This is a genomic window from Billgrantia lactosivorans, assembly GCF_003254665.1.
GTDB lineage: Bacteria > Pseudomonadota > Gammaproteobacteria > Pseudomonadales > Halomonadaceae > Halomonas > Halomonas lactosivorans.
Window position 1 is genome coordinate 31,979 of the sequence record NZ_QHGY01000008.1, and the last position, 14,523, is coordinate 46,501.

9 protein-coding genes are annotated in these 14,523 nt (G+C 68.2%); 3 read left to right on the forward strand and 6 right to left on the reverse strand.

What is annotated here, in order from left to right; genetic code table 11:
• Positions 1 to 277: 277 nt before the first annotated feature.
• Positions 278 to 2,722, forward strand: coding sequence for an acyl-CoA dehydrogenase (locus tag DIS04_RS15190; RefSeq protein ID WP_111414632.1), 2,445 nt, complete (start codon positions 278 to 280; stop codon positions 2,720 to 2,722).
• A 93-nt stretch (positions 2,723 to 2,815) separates the two neighbouring features.
• On the opposite strand, the gene DIS04_RS15195 is transcribed toward DIS04_RS15190, so the two are convergent.
• The 4 genes from DIS04_RS15195 to DIS04_RS15210 form a co-directional block, all read right to left on the reverse strand.
• A complete protein-coding gene (locus tag DIS04_RS15195; RefSeq protein ID WP_111414633.1) occupies positions 2,816 to 4,756 on the reverse strand; it encodes an SLC13 family permease in 1,941 nt (646 codons plus the stop codon).
• A gap of 129 nt (positions 4,757 to 4,885) precedes the next feature.
• A complete protein-coding gene (locus DIS04_RS15200; protein ID WP_111414634.1) occupies positions 4,886 to 5,704 on the reverse strand; it encodes an enoyl-CoA hydratase-related protein in 819 nt (272 codons plus the stop codon).
• Positions 5,701 to 7,893 (reverse strand): acetate--CoA ligase family protein, encoded by a 2,193-nt coding sequence (locus DIS04_RS15205; protein WP_111414635.1) that lies wholly within the window; start codon positions 7,891 to 7,893, stop codon positions 5,701 to 5,703. The genes DIS04_RS15200 and DIS04_RS15205 overlap by 4 nt, the downstream gene beginning before the upstream one ends.
• Before the next feature lie 20 nt (positions 7,894 to 7,913).
• Positions 7,914 to 8,708 carry an enoyl-CoA hydratase/isomerase family protein gene (locus DIS04_RS15210; protein ID WP_111414636.1) on the reverse strand — a complete coding sequence of 265 codons (795 nt, stop codon included), beginning with the start codon at positions 8,706 to 8,708 and terminating at the stop codon, positions 7,914 to 7,916.
• Between the two features lie 277 nt (positions 8,709 to 8,985).
• On the opposite strand from DIS04_RS15210, the gene DIS04_RS15215 reads away from it, so the two are divergent.
• Together DIS04_RS15215 and DIS04_RS15220 are read left to right on the forward strand one after the other, a co-directional pair.
• Positions 8,986 to 9,912: a MurR/RpiR family transcriptional regulator gene (locus tag DIS04_RS15215; protein WP_245904578.1), complete on the forward strand. Its 927-nt coding sequence runs from the start codon at positions 8,986 to 8,988 to the stop codon at positions 9,910 to 9,912.
• A gap of 89 nt (positions 9,913 to 10,001) precedes the next feature.
• Positions 10,002 to 12,818: a LysM peptidoglycan-binding domain-containing protein gene (locus DIS04_RS15220; RefSeq protein WP_162623096.1), complete on the forward strand. Its 2,817-nt coding sequence runs from the start codon at positions 10,002 to 10,004 to the stop codon at positions 12,816 to 12,818.
• Positions 12,819 to 12,893: 75 nt separating this feature from the next.
• Here DIS04_RS15220 and DIS04_RS15225 read toward each other — a convergent pair whose 3' ends face one another.
• Both DIS04_RS15225 and DIS04_RS15230 read right to left on the reverse strand, forming a co-directional pair.
• The gene (locus tag DIS04_RS15225; RefSeq protein ID WP_111414638.1) at positions 12,894 to 13,871 is read right to left on the reverse strand and encodes an NADPH:quinone reductase; all 978 of its coding nucleotides are present in this window, start codon (positions 13,869 to 13,871) and stop codon (positions 12,894 to 12,896) included.
• Between the two features lie 87 nt (positions 13,872 to 13,958).
• The gene (locus tag DIS04_RS15230; RefSeq protein ID WP_111414639.1) at positions 13,959 to 14,519 is read right to left on the reverse strand and encodes a hypothetical protein; all 561 of its coding nucleotides are present in this window, start codon (positions 14,517 to 14,519) and stop codon (positions 13,959 to 13,961) included.
• Between the last annotated feature and the right edge of the window lie 4 nt (positions 14,520 to 14,523).

Here is a 14,523-nt window from a genome sequence, read left to right on the forward strand (position 1 = left end):
CTGCCTGCGCGAGCGAATCGCTACGTTGCGCGGTGCTCGGAATCCTCACCTATACCCCATAGGCTCCGGTTCCTGTGCTCCGTGCGCCTTGCGCTTCATCTCGCTCGCCTATTTGTGCAGCGCTTCCTGAACCACTTTACTTCCTGCCCGGCGCCCCGCCTTCGAGCGGGGCGCCTTCGTTCATCCTGGTCGCCGGGCTGGTCACTCGTCATGAGATGGGCTAGGCTGACACATTCAAACAACTGTTCTAAACATGACCCAAGGGAGCGCCGAAGACATGCTCACCCTCCTACTCCTGATCCTCACCGTCGCCGGCCTGCTGGCGTTAATGCGGCGCGAGGCCGGTGCCATGCCGATCCTGGTCATGCTCGGCGGCCTTGGCCTGGTGAGCCTGATGGTGTCCCCCGTGCTCGGCGTGCTGCTGCTGCTCGGCGCGACGGCGGTGGCCGTGGCCGGCCTGCCGGTGCTGCGCATCCAGTGGCTCACGCCGCGCCTGTTCGCCATGTTCAAGCGCGTCTCGCCCAAGGTCTCCGACACCGAGCGTACCGCGCTGGAAGCCGGTACCGTGGCCTGGGACGGCGAGCTATTCTCGGGCCGGCCGCAGTGGGACAGGTTGCTGGGCTATCGCGACGAGGGCCTGAGCGAGGAGGAGCGCCGCTTCCTCGAGCACCAGTGCTCGGTGGCCGCCGGCATGTGCAACGCCTGGGAGATCGCCAAGGAGCGCGCCGACCTGCCCGAGGCGCTGTGGCAGTACCTGAAGCAGGAGGGCTTCTTCGGCATGATCATACCCAAGGAGTACGGCGGCCTGGGCTTCTCGGCCAAGGCCCAGTCGCTGGTGCTGCAGAAGCTCTCGATCAGCGAGATGCTGATGGTCACGGTGGGCGTGCCCAACTCCCTGGGGCCGGGCGAGTTGCTGCTCAAGTACGGTACCCAGGCGCAGAAGGACCACTACCTGCCGCGCCTGGCCGACGGCCGCGAGATTCCCTGCTTCGGTCTCACCGGCCCGCGCGCCGGCAGTGACGCCACCTCGCTGCCCGACACCGGCATCGTGTGCAAGGAAATGATCGACGGCGAGGAGGTGCTGGGGCTGCGCCTCAACTTCGAGAAGCGCTGGATCACCCTGGCCCCCATTGCCAGCGTGGTGGGGCTGGCCTTCCGCCTGTTCGACCCCGACCACCTGCTCGGCGAGGAGGAGGACCGCGGCATCACCCTGGCGTTGGTGCCGCGCGACACCCAGGGCATGGAGATCGGTCGCCGCCACCACCCCATCGGCAGCCCCTTCCTCAACGGCCCGATCAAGGGCACGGACGTGTTCGTGCCGCTGGACACCATCATCGGCGGTACCGAGATGATCGGCCAGGGCTGGCGCATGCTGGTGGAGTGCCTCTCCATCGGCCGCTGCATCACCCTGCCCTCCGGCGCCAGCGGCACCTCGCGCTACGCCCTGGGCTGGACCGGCGGCTTCGCCCGCATCCGTCGCCAGTTCAACGTCCCGGTGGTGGAGATGGAGGGGGTGCAGGAGCCGCTGGCGCGCATGGCCGCGCTGGGCTACATCGCCCAGGCCGCCGTCTACCAGACCGCCAACACCATCGACCGTGGCGAGAAGCCGGCGGTACCCTCGGCGATCCTCAAGAGCCAGCTCACCGAGTTCCAGCGCATCGTGCTCTCCGATGCCATGGACATTCACGGCGGCAAGGCGGTGACCCTGGGGCCGCGCAACTACCTCGGCATCGGCTACAGCGCCAACCCGGTGGCGATCACGGTCGAAGGCGCCAACATCATGACCCGTAATCTGATGATCTTCGGGCAGGGCGCCATCCGCTGCCACCCCTTCGTGCTCGAGGAGCTGGCGGCGTCTGACAGCAACGATCTCCCGGCCTTCGATCGCGCCTTGTTCGGCCATGCGGCGCTGATCTTCGGCAACGCCGCCCGGGCGTTGACCATGGGCCTCGGCATCGGCAAGCCGAGCGTCCCCTTCGATGCCGTGGCCGCACCCTATGCCCGTGACATGGCGCGTCTGTCGGCCGGCTTCAGCCTGTGCGCCGATGCCGCCATGGCGAGCCTCGGCGCCGCGCTCAAGCAGCGCGAGATGATATCGGCGCGCCTGGGCGACGTGCTCTCCAACCTCTACCTCGCCTCGATGGTGCTCAAGCACTGGCACGAGGGCGACAAGGTCGAGGGCGAGGCCGCCCTGCTCCACTACAGCTGCACCCACCTGCTGCAGCGCGCCGAGCAGGCCTTCGACGAGCTGTTCGACAACCTGCCCAACCGCGCCCTGGCGGGCGTGCTGCGCGCGGTGACGATGCCGCTGGGGCGGCGCTGGAAGCGGCCCGCCGACCATCTGACCCGGAAGATCGCCCAGGCGGTGTCGCGCGACACCGCGCTGCGCGCCAAGCTGATTGCCGCGGCCTGGCAGGAGAACGACGGCGTGAAGGACAATCCGCTGGCGCGCTACAACGCCCTGCTGGCCGACTACGACCGCGCCGAGACGCTCTACCGCACGATCAACAAGGCCTATGCCAAGGGCGAGCTGCCGCGCCAGGCGCTGCACCCCGAGACGCGCCTGGAGGCGGCGCGGGAGAAGGGTCTGGTCAGCGAGGAGGATGCCGAGTTCATGCGCGCCTTCGAGGCCGAGGTACTCGAGCTGCTCAGCGTGGACGACTTCGCCTACGACGAATTCGCCACCGACAAGGCCAACCTCCTGCGCCACGTCGCCGCCTGACGCCGCTCTCGACGCAGCGCCCCATCACCCCGGCCCAGCGCCGGGGTTTTTCATGGCTACCACCGTGGGGGCGTAGTGGTGGATACGCCTGCTCTAGAGCGGCCACACCCACAGTATCATCGGCATCGCTACCGCCAGCACCAGCAGCGAAAGCGGCAACCCCAGCCGCCAGAAGTCGCCGAAGCGGTAGCCGCCGGGCCCCATCACCAGGGTGTTGGACTGATGCCCGATCGGCGTGAGGAAGGCGCACGACGCACTCACCGCGACCACCATCAGGAAGGGATCGGCCGAGGCGCCGAAGCCATCGGCCAGGCTGGCGGCGATCGGCGCCATCAGCAGCGCCGCCGCGGCATTGTTGATCACGTTGGAGAGCAGCATCGAGATCAGGAACAGGCCGACCAGGATCGCCAGCACCGGCCACTGCTGGCCGGCCGCGAGCAGGCTTTCGGCCACCAGCGCCGCCCCGCCGCTGGTCTCCAGCGCCTGGCCCACGGGGATCATGGCGCCGAGCAGCACGAGCACCGGCCCGTCGACGGCCTGGTAGGCCTCGCGCAGCGGCAGCACGCCCACCAGCAGCGAGACCAGCGCCGCCGCCGACAGGGCCACCGCCGCCGGCAGCAAGTCCATCAGCATGGCCAGGATGGCCACGGCAAAGACGGCGATCGACACCAGCAGCATGCGCGGCTGCCCCAACGGCAGGTTGCGCCGCGCCAGCGGCAGGCAGCCCAGCGTCGCCAGGCTCTCGCCGAGGTTGCTCTCGCCCCCCTGCAGCAGCAGCACGTCGCCGGCGCGGAAACGAATGTCGCGCAGGCGCTGCTTGAGCCTTCCGCCATCGCGCGCCACGGCGATCAGGTGCAGGCCGTACTGGTTCTGCAGGCGCAGCTGGGTAACGGTGCGGTTGATCATCATGGAGTCGTTGCGCACCACCGCTTCGACCAGCTCGAGGCCCTCGGTGTCCGCCGCGCGACGCTTGCCCTCCTTGCCCTCCTTGCCCTCCTTGCCCTCCTTGCTGCCCTTGCGTTTCCTGCTCGCGCTGTCGTTGCCGCCGTCATCGGCGCGGGGCCCTGGCGCCGCCGATGCGGCCTCGGCGGCAGCCGGTTCGCCCTGCTCCGCCTGCGCCTCGTTCTCCAGCGCCTCCTGCTCCTCGGGCCCCACCCCCAGGTGCAGCCCGGCCTTGTCCTCCAGCAGCTTCATCTCCTCGGGGCCCGCCTCGACCAGCAGGATGTCGCCCGCCTGCAGGGTGCCCAGGAAGGCGTGCCCGGCCCAGCGCCGGTCGTCGCGCACCACGGCCAGCACCGGCACGCTCTCCTCGAGCTCCCGCTGCAGTTCGCGCAGCGTCCAGCCCGCCGCCTTGGAATCCTCGTCGACCTTCATTTCCACCAGGTAGTTGGCGGTATCGAACATCTCCTCGGTGGAGGCCTTGCCCGCTCGCGTCGGCACCAGGCGCCAGCCCAGCAGCACGATGAACGCCAGCCCCGCCAGGGCCACCACGGCGCCCACGGGAAAGAAGTCGAACATGCCGAAGGTCTCGCCGGTTACCGAACCACGATAGCTGGCAATGATGATGTTGGGTGGCGTGCCGATCAGCGTCATCAGGCCGCCGAGCAGCGAGCCGAAGGCCAGCGGCATCAGCAGCAGCGAGGGCGAGGTATCGTGCTCGCGGGCCAGGCGCATGGCCACCGGCAGCAGCAGCGCCAGGGCGCCGACGTTGTTCATGAAGCCGGACAGCACCACCACCGTGGCCGTCAGCGCCACCAGCTGAAGGAACAGCCGATCGCCGACCTTGAGCACCTGCTCGGCGATGGCGTCGACCACCCCGGAACGCTCGAAGCCGCGGCTGAGCACCAGCACCGCGGCCACGGTGATAACTGCCGGATGACCGAAGCCGAGGAAGGCGTCATCGCCCGGCACCAGCCCCAGCATGACCGAGACCAGCAGGGCCGAGAGCGCCACCAGGTCGTAGCGGAAGCGCCCCCAGACGAAGGCGACCAGCGTCAGGCCCAGCACGATGAATACCAGCGTATGGTCGGCCATGTCCGCTCCCTGTGGTGGCCCCAGGCTCCAGCACACCAGCCGTGGCCGAAAAAATCCAGCCTTTTCTGAGGCTTCCTAGCCAGCAACACGAAGGCCCGGCCGAGGCCGGGCCGGCATGAGGAGAGTCGGCTATCGGGTCATCTTGGCCAGCATGGCGTTGACCGCCTCGAGATGCTCCGGCTCGTTGTGGCACATGCCCTGGAACACGGCGCAGAGGTCGAGGAAATCCTTGAGTTCGGTGCGCTGGGCCATCTTCATCAGCCGCTTGGTCAGGCGCGTGGCCCGGGGCGGCTGGGCGGCGATGCGTGCCGCCAGCTCGCTGACCTTGTCCATCAGCGCCTCGGGCTCGGTGACCTCGAGCACGATGCCGTACTCCCTGGCCTCCTCGGCGTCGATCACGCGGCCGGAGAGGGTCAGCTCGAAGGCGCGCTGGTAGCCGATGAGGCGCTGCATGAACCAGGCGCCGCCGTCGCCGGGGATGATGCCCAGGTTGAGGAAGGTCTCGCCGAACTTGGCCTTGCGCGAGGCGATACGGATATCGGCCATGTTGGCGAGGTCGAAGCCGGCGCCGATGGCGGGGCCGTTGACCGCGGCGATCACCGGTACCTCCACCGCCTGCAGCGCCAGCGGAATGCGCTGGATGCCGCGACGGTAGCGCGCCGCCACCTCGGCCACGTCGCCGGCGAAGTCGCCGCCGCGACTGGCCATGTCCTTGACGTTGCCGCCGGCGGAGAAGGCCGAGCCGGCACCGGTGACAACCAGTACCGAGACGTCGTCGCAGCGGTTGACCCACTCCGCCGTGGCGACGATGTCGTCGGCCAGCGCAGTGCCGGTCAGGGCGTTGCGCACGTCGTGACGGTCGAGGGTCAGGGTCGCCACACCCCCTTCCAGGGTCAGCAGCGCATCCTGCAGCACGGGCTGGGGGGGTCGAGTCGGGTTGTCGCTCATGCGGCGGGCTCCTTGGCAGCGTTGGCGGCTTCACGCTCCACGATAACGCGGGCATCGACCACGGCATAGCCGTCGGCATTGACGATCACCGGGTTGAGGTCGAGTTCGCTGAGCTCGGGGTAGGCGTCGGCGATACGCGAAACCGTCAGCAGCAGCTCGACCAGCGCCTCCTTGTCGACCGCCGGCTCGCCGCGGGCGCCGTCGAGGACCTTGCGCGCCTTGATCTGCTGCACCATGCTGCGCGCGTCGTGGCGCGACAGCGGAATCGCACGGAAGGCGACGTCCTCGAGGATCTCGACGAAGATCCCGCCCAGGCCGAACATCAGCACCGGCCCGAAGATCGGATCGCGGATCACGCCGACGATCACCTCGACCCCTTTCTTCGCCATCGGCGCGACCAGCACGCCGTCGATCTCGGCCCGGGCGTCGTAGGCGCGGCAGGAGGCCAGGATCTCGTCGCGCGCGCGACGCAGCGTCGCCTCGCCGACCAGGTTCAGCTTGACCCCGCCGGCATCCGACTTGTGCAGGATGTCCTTCGAGACCACCTTCATCGCCAGCGGCGTGTCGCCGAAGGTGGCCGCCGCGGCGACCAGCTCCGCCTCGCTGCGTGCGACGACCTCCCGCGGCACCTCGATGCCGTGCTCGCGCAGCAGCCGCTTGGCCTCGTACTCGAGCAGGTCGCGCCCCTCGTGGCGGGCGCGGGCGAACAGCTCGACGAGCTCCGGCTTCGGCGCGAGCGCCGGCTCGCGCGGGAAGCTCTCGGCGAGCTGCAGGTAGTCGCCGCGCTCGCCCAGCGCCGTGAGCACGCGTACCGCGTGTTCGATGGAGGCGTAGATCGGCAGGCCGGCCTCGTGCAGCCGGCGCAGCGCCGGCGGCTTGATCGGCGTGTAGAGGCTGTAGATGACCAGCGGCTTGTCGGTAGCCTTGGACAGATCCACCATCGCCTCGGCGCCGCGCATCTCGTCGCCCAGCAGCGATTCGGCGAAGCGGATGCTGTAGCCGCCGAACATGCCCACCAGGAAGACGCTGTCGACGTTGTCGTCGGCGGCGACGATCTCCATGCATGTCGCCAGCAGCGAGGGGTTGGCGTCGGTGGACCCGGCCACGTCCACCGGGTTGACCGTCGAGGCCTGGGGGAAAAGCACATCGCGCAGCTTCTGACGCGTCTCCTCGCCGAGCTCGGCCAGCGTGAGCCCCGCCTCGGCCAGGCGGTCGGAGGCGATGGTGGCCTGGCCGCCGCCGTCGGAGATCACCGCCACCCGCTTGCCGCGCGCCTTCTGCAGCAGACCGAGGCCTTCGGCCACCGGCAGGATCTCGTCGGAGTGCTGGACCACGCTGACCCCGGCCTGGCGCAGCAGGTCGACGGTCATGGCGTAGCTGCCGGCCAGCGCCCCGGTGTGGGAACTGGCCGCCTTCTGCCCGGCCTCGGTGGAGCCGGACTTGTAGACCACCACCGGTTTCATGGCGGTGACGTCGCGCGCCACCTCGAGGAACTTGCGGCCGTCGCGAAAGCCCTCCACGTAGAGCGTGGCCACCCGGGTGTACTCGTCCTCGCCCAGGTAGCGCAGGTAGTCGTTGAAGCCGATGTCGCTCTGGTTGCCGGGGCCGACGTAGGTGGAAAAGCCGACCTGGCCGTTGTGCTGCGCCTCCAGCGCCAGCGACAGCAGCATGTTGCCCGACTGCGAGACGATGCCCACGTCGCCGGGCTTGACGTTGTCCAGCGCCAGCAGGTTGAGGCGATGGTGGAGGTTGAACACACCGGAGGTGTTGGGGCCGATGATGCGCACGCCGTGCGCCTCGGCCTGGCGCATCATCTCGCGCTCCAGCTCGACGCCCTCGCCGCCCGTCTCGGCAAAGCCGCTGGCGAGAATCACCGCGCCCTTGATGCCGCGGCGCCCGCACTCGGCGACCAGCCCCGGCACGCTGGCGGCCGGGGTGCAGATCAGCGCCAGCTCCGGCTGGCCGGGCAGCTCGGCGATCGAGGGCCAGGCCTTGATGCCAAGAATCATGTCGGCCTTGGGATTGACCGGGTAGATGTCGCCGCGAAAGCCGTCCTTGATCAGGCCGACCATGGCCTTGTAGCCGCGCTTGGTCGGATCGCTGGAGGCCCCCACCACGGCGATGCCGGTGGGCGCCAGAATGTCGTGCAGCGGGCTGCGTACGGGGAGGTGTCCTTCGATCGGGTTCATGGCGTTCCTCCTTGAGTCGTTCATTGGCCCTGGAACTCGGGAGCGCGCTTCTCGGCGAAGGCGTCGACCCCCTCCTGCCAGTCCTCCGTGGTCGAGCAGGTGAAGACCGCGTCGAGCTCCTGCTGCAGCTGGCTCTCGAGCCCGGTGTCGCTGCCCTGGTTGACCAGCCGCTTGAGCATGGCGATCGATACCGGCGCCTGGCGCGCCAGGGTCGCAGCGAGGCGGTGCGCCGCTTCCGCCAGGGCCTCGGCCGCATGCTGGGAGGTGGCCAGGCCGATACGTGCCGCCTCGCGGCCGTCGATGCGCCTGCCGGTGTAGAGCAGCTGACGCGCCATGCTCAGCCCCACCAGCTGCGGCAGCAGCTTGGAGACGCCGCCGCCGACGCAGGTGCCGATACTGGTCTCGGGGAAGCCGATCTGGGCGTCCTCGGCCATCACGATGAAGTCGCAGGCCACCGCCATCTCGGCGCCGGCCCCCAGGGCATAGCCGTTGACGACGGCGATGACCGGCTTGGGATGGCGCAGGATCGCCTCGCACACATCGTTGCCCAGCTGCAGGTACCGCCGGCGCTGGAATAGCGTGCGCCGGGCCCCGCCGTGCTCCTTCATGTCGGCGCCGACGCAGAAGGCACGCCCCTCGCCGGTGAGTATCACGCAGCGTACGGCGGGGTCGGCCTCGGCGTCGGCCAAGGCCGCCAGCAGTTCGCTGTAGAGGGTTTCCACCACCGCATTGAGGCGATGCGGCCGGTTGAAGCGGATCTCCATGACCGCGCCCTGGCGGTCGACGATGAGGGTTTCGGGGCTGGCTGTGTTCATGGGTGTTCGGGCACTCTCGACGCATCGTGGGCAGGGACTTGCATAACGCTCGGTACGCTTGATACCGAATGGAAACAAACGTGCCGTTATCGAAGAAAAGCGACACACTTGTGTTATGCGGCATCCTAGCCAAGGCGGTTCATGTCGTCAATACGCGCGTGCCGTCGATAAAATAAAATGGAAACATTCGTTTCGTTCCTTCACCCTTTCGATGCGTTACAATGCGGCCCCGCCTGCCCTCCGCATTGCGGGGCCATGATCCCGTCAGGAGACCGTCGTGCTGGAACAGGATCCGCAGACCGCCAAACCGGAAAACGGCCAGGAATCCCCGCCCACGGGGCTGGACAGCGTCAACCAACAGCTGGCCGCCGCCTACCCCGAGCTCAGCCCGCAGTTGAAGCTCGCCGCCGGCTACGTGCTGGAGCACCCGGTCGAGATCGCCTTCCAGTCGATCCGCAAGTCAGCCAGCGCAGCACGTGTGACCGCCTCGACCCTGGTGCGCCTGGCCAAGCGCCTCGGGTTCGGCAGCTACGAGCAGTTCCGCGAGGTGTTCCAGTCGGCGGTACAGGCCGGCCCGGTGGAACTCTCGGGTCGCGCCAGCGACCTGCGTACCCTGGCCAGCCAGACCGACGACCAGGTCTTCCTCGACGTGGGCGATGCCGCCTTCGACAACATCGGCCGACTGTTCACCGCCGACAACCAGGCGCGCGTGCGCGAGGCGGCCAGGCTGCTGCTCGGCGCCGAGAAGATCGCCGTGGTCGGCTTTCGCGATACCTTCGCCTGCGCCTACCACTTCGCCTACGTGGGGCGCATCGCCATGCCCAACGTGCAGCTGATTCGCGGCCAGGAGGGCGGCCTGCTGACCGAGCTGGCGCCCTTCGGCGAGCAGGACGTGGTGGTCGCCTTCGGCTTCGAACCTTACTGCGCCGAGACCATGCGCGCCCTGGAGATCGCTCGCGCGGGCGGGGTCAAGGCCATCGTCATCACCGATACCCTGCGTTCACCGCTGGTGCCGGGGGCCGCCTTGACCTTCACCGTGGCCAACGCCACGCCGCACTTCTTCCCCTCGATACTCTCGGCGATCACCCTGATCGAGGTGCTGCTGGCGGAGTGCGTGGCCTACGGCCCCGACGTCCTGGTCGACAACGTGGCGCGCTTCGAGTCACGCATGCGCGCCATGGGCGCCTACGTCAGCAACGAGTGACGGCGTGCCACGAAAGATTCAACAAATCTTCAGACAACCGGCAGGCACTCCTCCCTATGGTGAAACCTTCACGGAGGGAGGAGCACCGCATGTCGTACCGAATCGAGATCGAATCGCTGCGCCGTTACCAGGCTGACGGCGTGACGTCCAGGGCCATGACCGAGGCGGAGCGACGGCGCTTCGAGCAGGCCGTCGAGGAGGCCCTCGGTGCCCGCGCATCGGCAGGCGGACCAGACGAACTCGACAGTGCGACGGAGCGGGCCTTCGTCGTCGAGGAAGGCGACAGCCTGTGGGAGATTGCCGAAGAGCTCCACCTCGACTTCGACGACTTCCTCGCCCTGAACGAGCGCGACGATATCTCTCATCCGGGCGAGATCGACCCCGGCGACGTCGTGTTCGTGCCGCATACCTCCCCCGAGGAAGCGGCCCAGTCGCCACGTGACACCGAAGGCATTCCCATAGGGGAAGACGACTTCATCGATGGCCTGCGCGAGCGAGGCAATGATCTGGAATATACCGACGACCCGGCAGCGGTCGATTTCGATACCGAGATCGACGCCCTTTCCCAGGACATCGAACGCTACCTGGCGGCACTGCCGGCCGATGAGCGGCAGGCCGCCCTGCAGCGCATCTACGATCATGACTGGGTGGATGCCGGCCCCGCCCAGATGGCGATCGAGCAGGCCGCACAAAACAGCGGGCTGACGCTGCAGCCGAGTCGCCATACCGGGCCGGAATCAGAATCGGAAGCCCGCGAGATCATCGCCGACGCCCGCGCCGAGGACGATCCGGCCAGTGCGCTACGCACCTATGAAGCGGAGCGGGACGATGCCCCGGAGCGGGTGCGGGACGCTCTCGACCGCTCCAGCGAGGCCCAGGCGATCATCGATGATGCCGCCGCCTGGGCAGCCGAACCGCTTGACGGAGAACTGGAAGGTACCGATACCCCGCAACGGCGAACCCTCGAAACGATCGAACACCTCGAGGTCCTGACCGCGGGGCTGGGAGCCGAGCTTGCCGGCGAGGTGGTGGAAGCCCTGGTCGACGAGATCGAAGCGGCCAACCAGGGCGACCTGCAGGCATATGGCGGGGCAATGGCCGGGCCGAACGGCACCATGATACTGAGGGAAATCCTCGACCGCATCGCCGGGACGGAAGCGGGCGACCGTGCGGCCAGCCGGCTCGCCGAGCAGTTCCCGGTCGACATGAACACGGTGCGCAACGAGATGCACGAGGCGGTCTCCTCCGGCGAGGCCATTCCCAGCCTGGCCTTGTCAATCGCCTCGCTGGAAGGCGTGGAGGGCTTTCGTGACGAGATCTTCAGCGCGGTGGAGCAGCTCCGCGACCACACCATCGCCGGACAGGCCGACGACTACCACGAACATCTCGACGAATTGAGCTTCCTCATCCTCAACGGCGGCGCGGCGATGACGGAGGAGCAGCTCGAAACGGCGATCGAGGATTACATCGCCTCGAATCCCGACTGGGAGGCGGAATTCGAGGCACTCCAGGAGCAACTGGCCGACAGCGGTGCCGGGCTGCTGGAACAGATCGAGCAGTTGCAGGCGCTGCCCGACGAGGTGCGAGCGGATCAGCAGCCACGCATCGACGCCCTGCTCGACGACCCCAACGCCCAGTTGGCCGTCTCGACGGCCCTGCAGGAGAGACCCGAGCTGGTGACGGGAGAATCGGGCGACGCCCTGATCGAGACCTTCAACGATCTGGGCATCACCGAAGAGCATCCCCTGGCGGTGAGCCTGGCCGGTGCCTACCTGCGCGAGAACGTGATCCTGCCGTCCGGCGACATCGATCCCAGCGACGCGCAGTCGCTGGAAGAGGCCCGGACCCGGCTTGACGAGACACTGCGCGACAATCCCCAGCTCGCCGAACTGCTCGGCACCACGGCCGACGAACTCGACGAGCTCGCCGACTCCTTCACAGCGTTGGTACCCGAATTTACCGATGACTTCGACCCGCAGCGCTACGGCATCGACGTGGCACGCAACCTCAACAACACCCTGGACAAGAGCAACGAGATCTTCCGCGATTCGCCCTACAATCGCGCCTTCCGCGCCTCGGCCCTCGCCATCGTCGGCTCGGGGCTGGCCAATGCCATCGAGGCCTACGGTGACGATCCCTCGCTGCGCGGCGCGCTGCAGGTTTCCATCGAGACGGCACGGGTCGGGGTTGACGGCGCCCAGTTGGTCGATGCCTTGCTCACCGGCGGCGAAGGCTCCCGGGCCACCCCCGGCCTAAAGCTGGGCGGCAAATTCGTCCATCTGTTTGGTGCCAGCCTGGCCGGGGTCGATGCGTTGGTGCGCCTGAACGAGGGCGATGTGGTCGGTGCCGGGCTCAACGCGGCGGTAGCGGGCGGAGTCGGCTATGCGGTATTCGGCAGCTCGTCGCTGGCAGGCCCGGTCGGCTTCGGCATCGCCACCCTGGCGACCCTGGCCCAGTTCGGCCGTGACGCCTACCTGAACGCACAGCACAACAGCCGCTTCGAGACCCAGGCCACGGCGGACTTCCTCGCCCATGCCGGCTTCAGCGATGAGGCAGCCCAGGTGTTGATCGATCAGAGCGGCGAGGGGCACAGCGCAGTGCCCCTGCTGATCCGCTACGGCGAACTCCACGGGCTCTCGCCCGAGCAGACCGTGGAATGGATCAATGCCAACGCCGAGGGTGAGAACGGCACGACGATGCTCGCCGCGCTGCGGGACAACCTGCACAACACGCTTGACGAGTTCGATGGCGACATCATGCAGTTCGACGATCATGCCGACGGCTTCGAGCTGGCCTCGCCCTCGCTCGGGGAGTCTCGCAGCGGCTCCCTGACACCCCGTTCGCAGTTCGAACTCGACGCCATCCTGCCGCAGCTCGATATCGAATCGCCCCAGGACTACGCCTAGCACTGTCACTGCTCGGGCGAAACGACGACGCCCGCCTCGAGGAGGCGGGCGTCAGGCAGCGGGGCGTCACCCCACCTAGGGCAACAGGATGGTCGAGCCGGTGGTCTTGCGCCCTGCCAGGGCATCCTGAGCCTTGCCGGCGTCGGCCAGGGCGAAGCGCTGGCCGATGTCGACCTTGACCTTGCCGCTGCCCAGCATGTCGAACAGGTCGCGGCACATCATCTCCAGCCGTTCGCGGGTGTCGGCGTAGCCGTTGAGGCTGGGGCGTGTCACGAACAGCGAGCCCTTCTGGTTGAGGATACCGAGGTTGACGCCCTCGACCGGCCCCGAGGCGTTGCCGAAGCTGACCATCAGCGAGCGCGGCTTGAGGCAGTCGAGCGAGGTGATCCAGGTGTCCTTGCCCACCGAGTCGTAGACCACGTCGCACATCTCGCCGTCGGTGAGCTCGCGCACCCGCTCGACCACGTCCTCGCGGGTGTAGTCGATGGTTGCCCAGGCGCCGTTGGCCTTGGCCAGCTTCGCCTTTTCTTCCGAGCTGACGGTTCCGATCAGCTTGACGCCAAGCGCGCGCGCCCACTGGCAGGCGATGGAGCCCACGCCGCCGGCGGCGGCGTGCCACAGGATCGTCTCGCCGCCCTCGAGCGGTCGGGTCTGGCGCAGCAGGTACTGCACGGTCAAGCCCTTGAGCATGCTGGCCGCGGCGGTCTCCGTGGCGACCGTGGCGGGCAGCGCCACGACTTTCTCCGCCGGCAGCACGTGGTACTCGGCGTAGGCGCCGAGCGGCCCCTGGGCGTAGGCGACACGGTCGCCCTCCTTGAGGTGGCTGACGCCCTCGCCCACCGCGTCGACCACCCCGGCGCCCTCGGTGCCGAGCCCGGACGGGAGGCCCGGTGCGGGATAGAGGCCGGTGCGGAAATAGATGTCGATGAAGTTGAGTCCGATCGCCTCATTCTTGACCCGAACCTCGCCGGAAGCGGGATCGGCCGGCGTGACGTCGACGAGTTCCAGTACCTCGGAACCCCCGGTGCGAGCAAACTGGATGCGCTTGGCCATGAGATCTTCCTTCGTTCGCTAACGTTAAGTGGACACCATCCAACCGCCGATTGCGCAGCCGGTCAAGGGGCAACATCCCGGCGGCGCTCAGCCGGGAAACGCCGCCAGCCGTTCGACGAAGTGCGCCTTCTCCTGCTCGAAGAAGCGCGGGTCGTGCTTGAAACGGCGCAGCACCGCATCGTCATCGAAGCCCAGCGCCGGCTCCAGCTCGCTCACGCCACGCGCCGGATGGTGGGTCGAGAGCCCGACGCGCCGCCCGCCGGGCGCGGCGAACCAGCGGTTGATGCCGCAGCGGCGAAAGAACGCCTCTTCGTCCTGGTCCAGCGCATCGACCCGCAGCGGGGCCTTCTGGGCCAGCTCGCGAATCAACCGGCGCAGGCTCTCACGATCACCGCCGGGGGAGGCGTGCAGCCTCAGCGACATGCCCGCACCCGAGACATCGAGCGCCAGCAGGGCCAGCGCGCCGGGCCTGCCCTGCTCGTCCACCAGCGCCCACAGGCGGGCGGCCTCCTGCGAGAACAGCACCTGTCGCGTGCCGGTAAACGTGACCAGCGGCGAGAGCCCCGCTTCCCTACCGTAGATATCGGCGCACAGGCGGGCGAGCCAGGCATCGCGCTGCTCGTCACGCTCGGGGGTCATCACCTTCATGCCT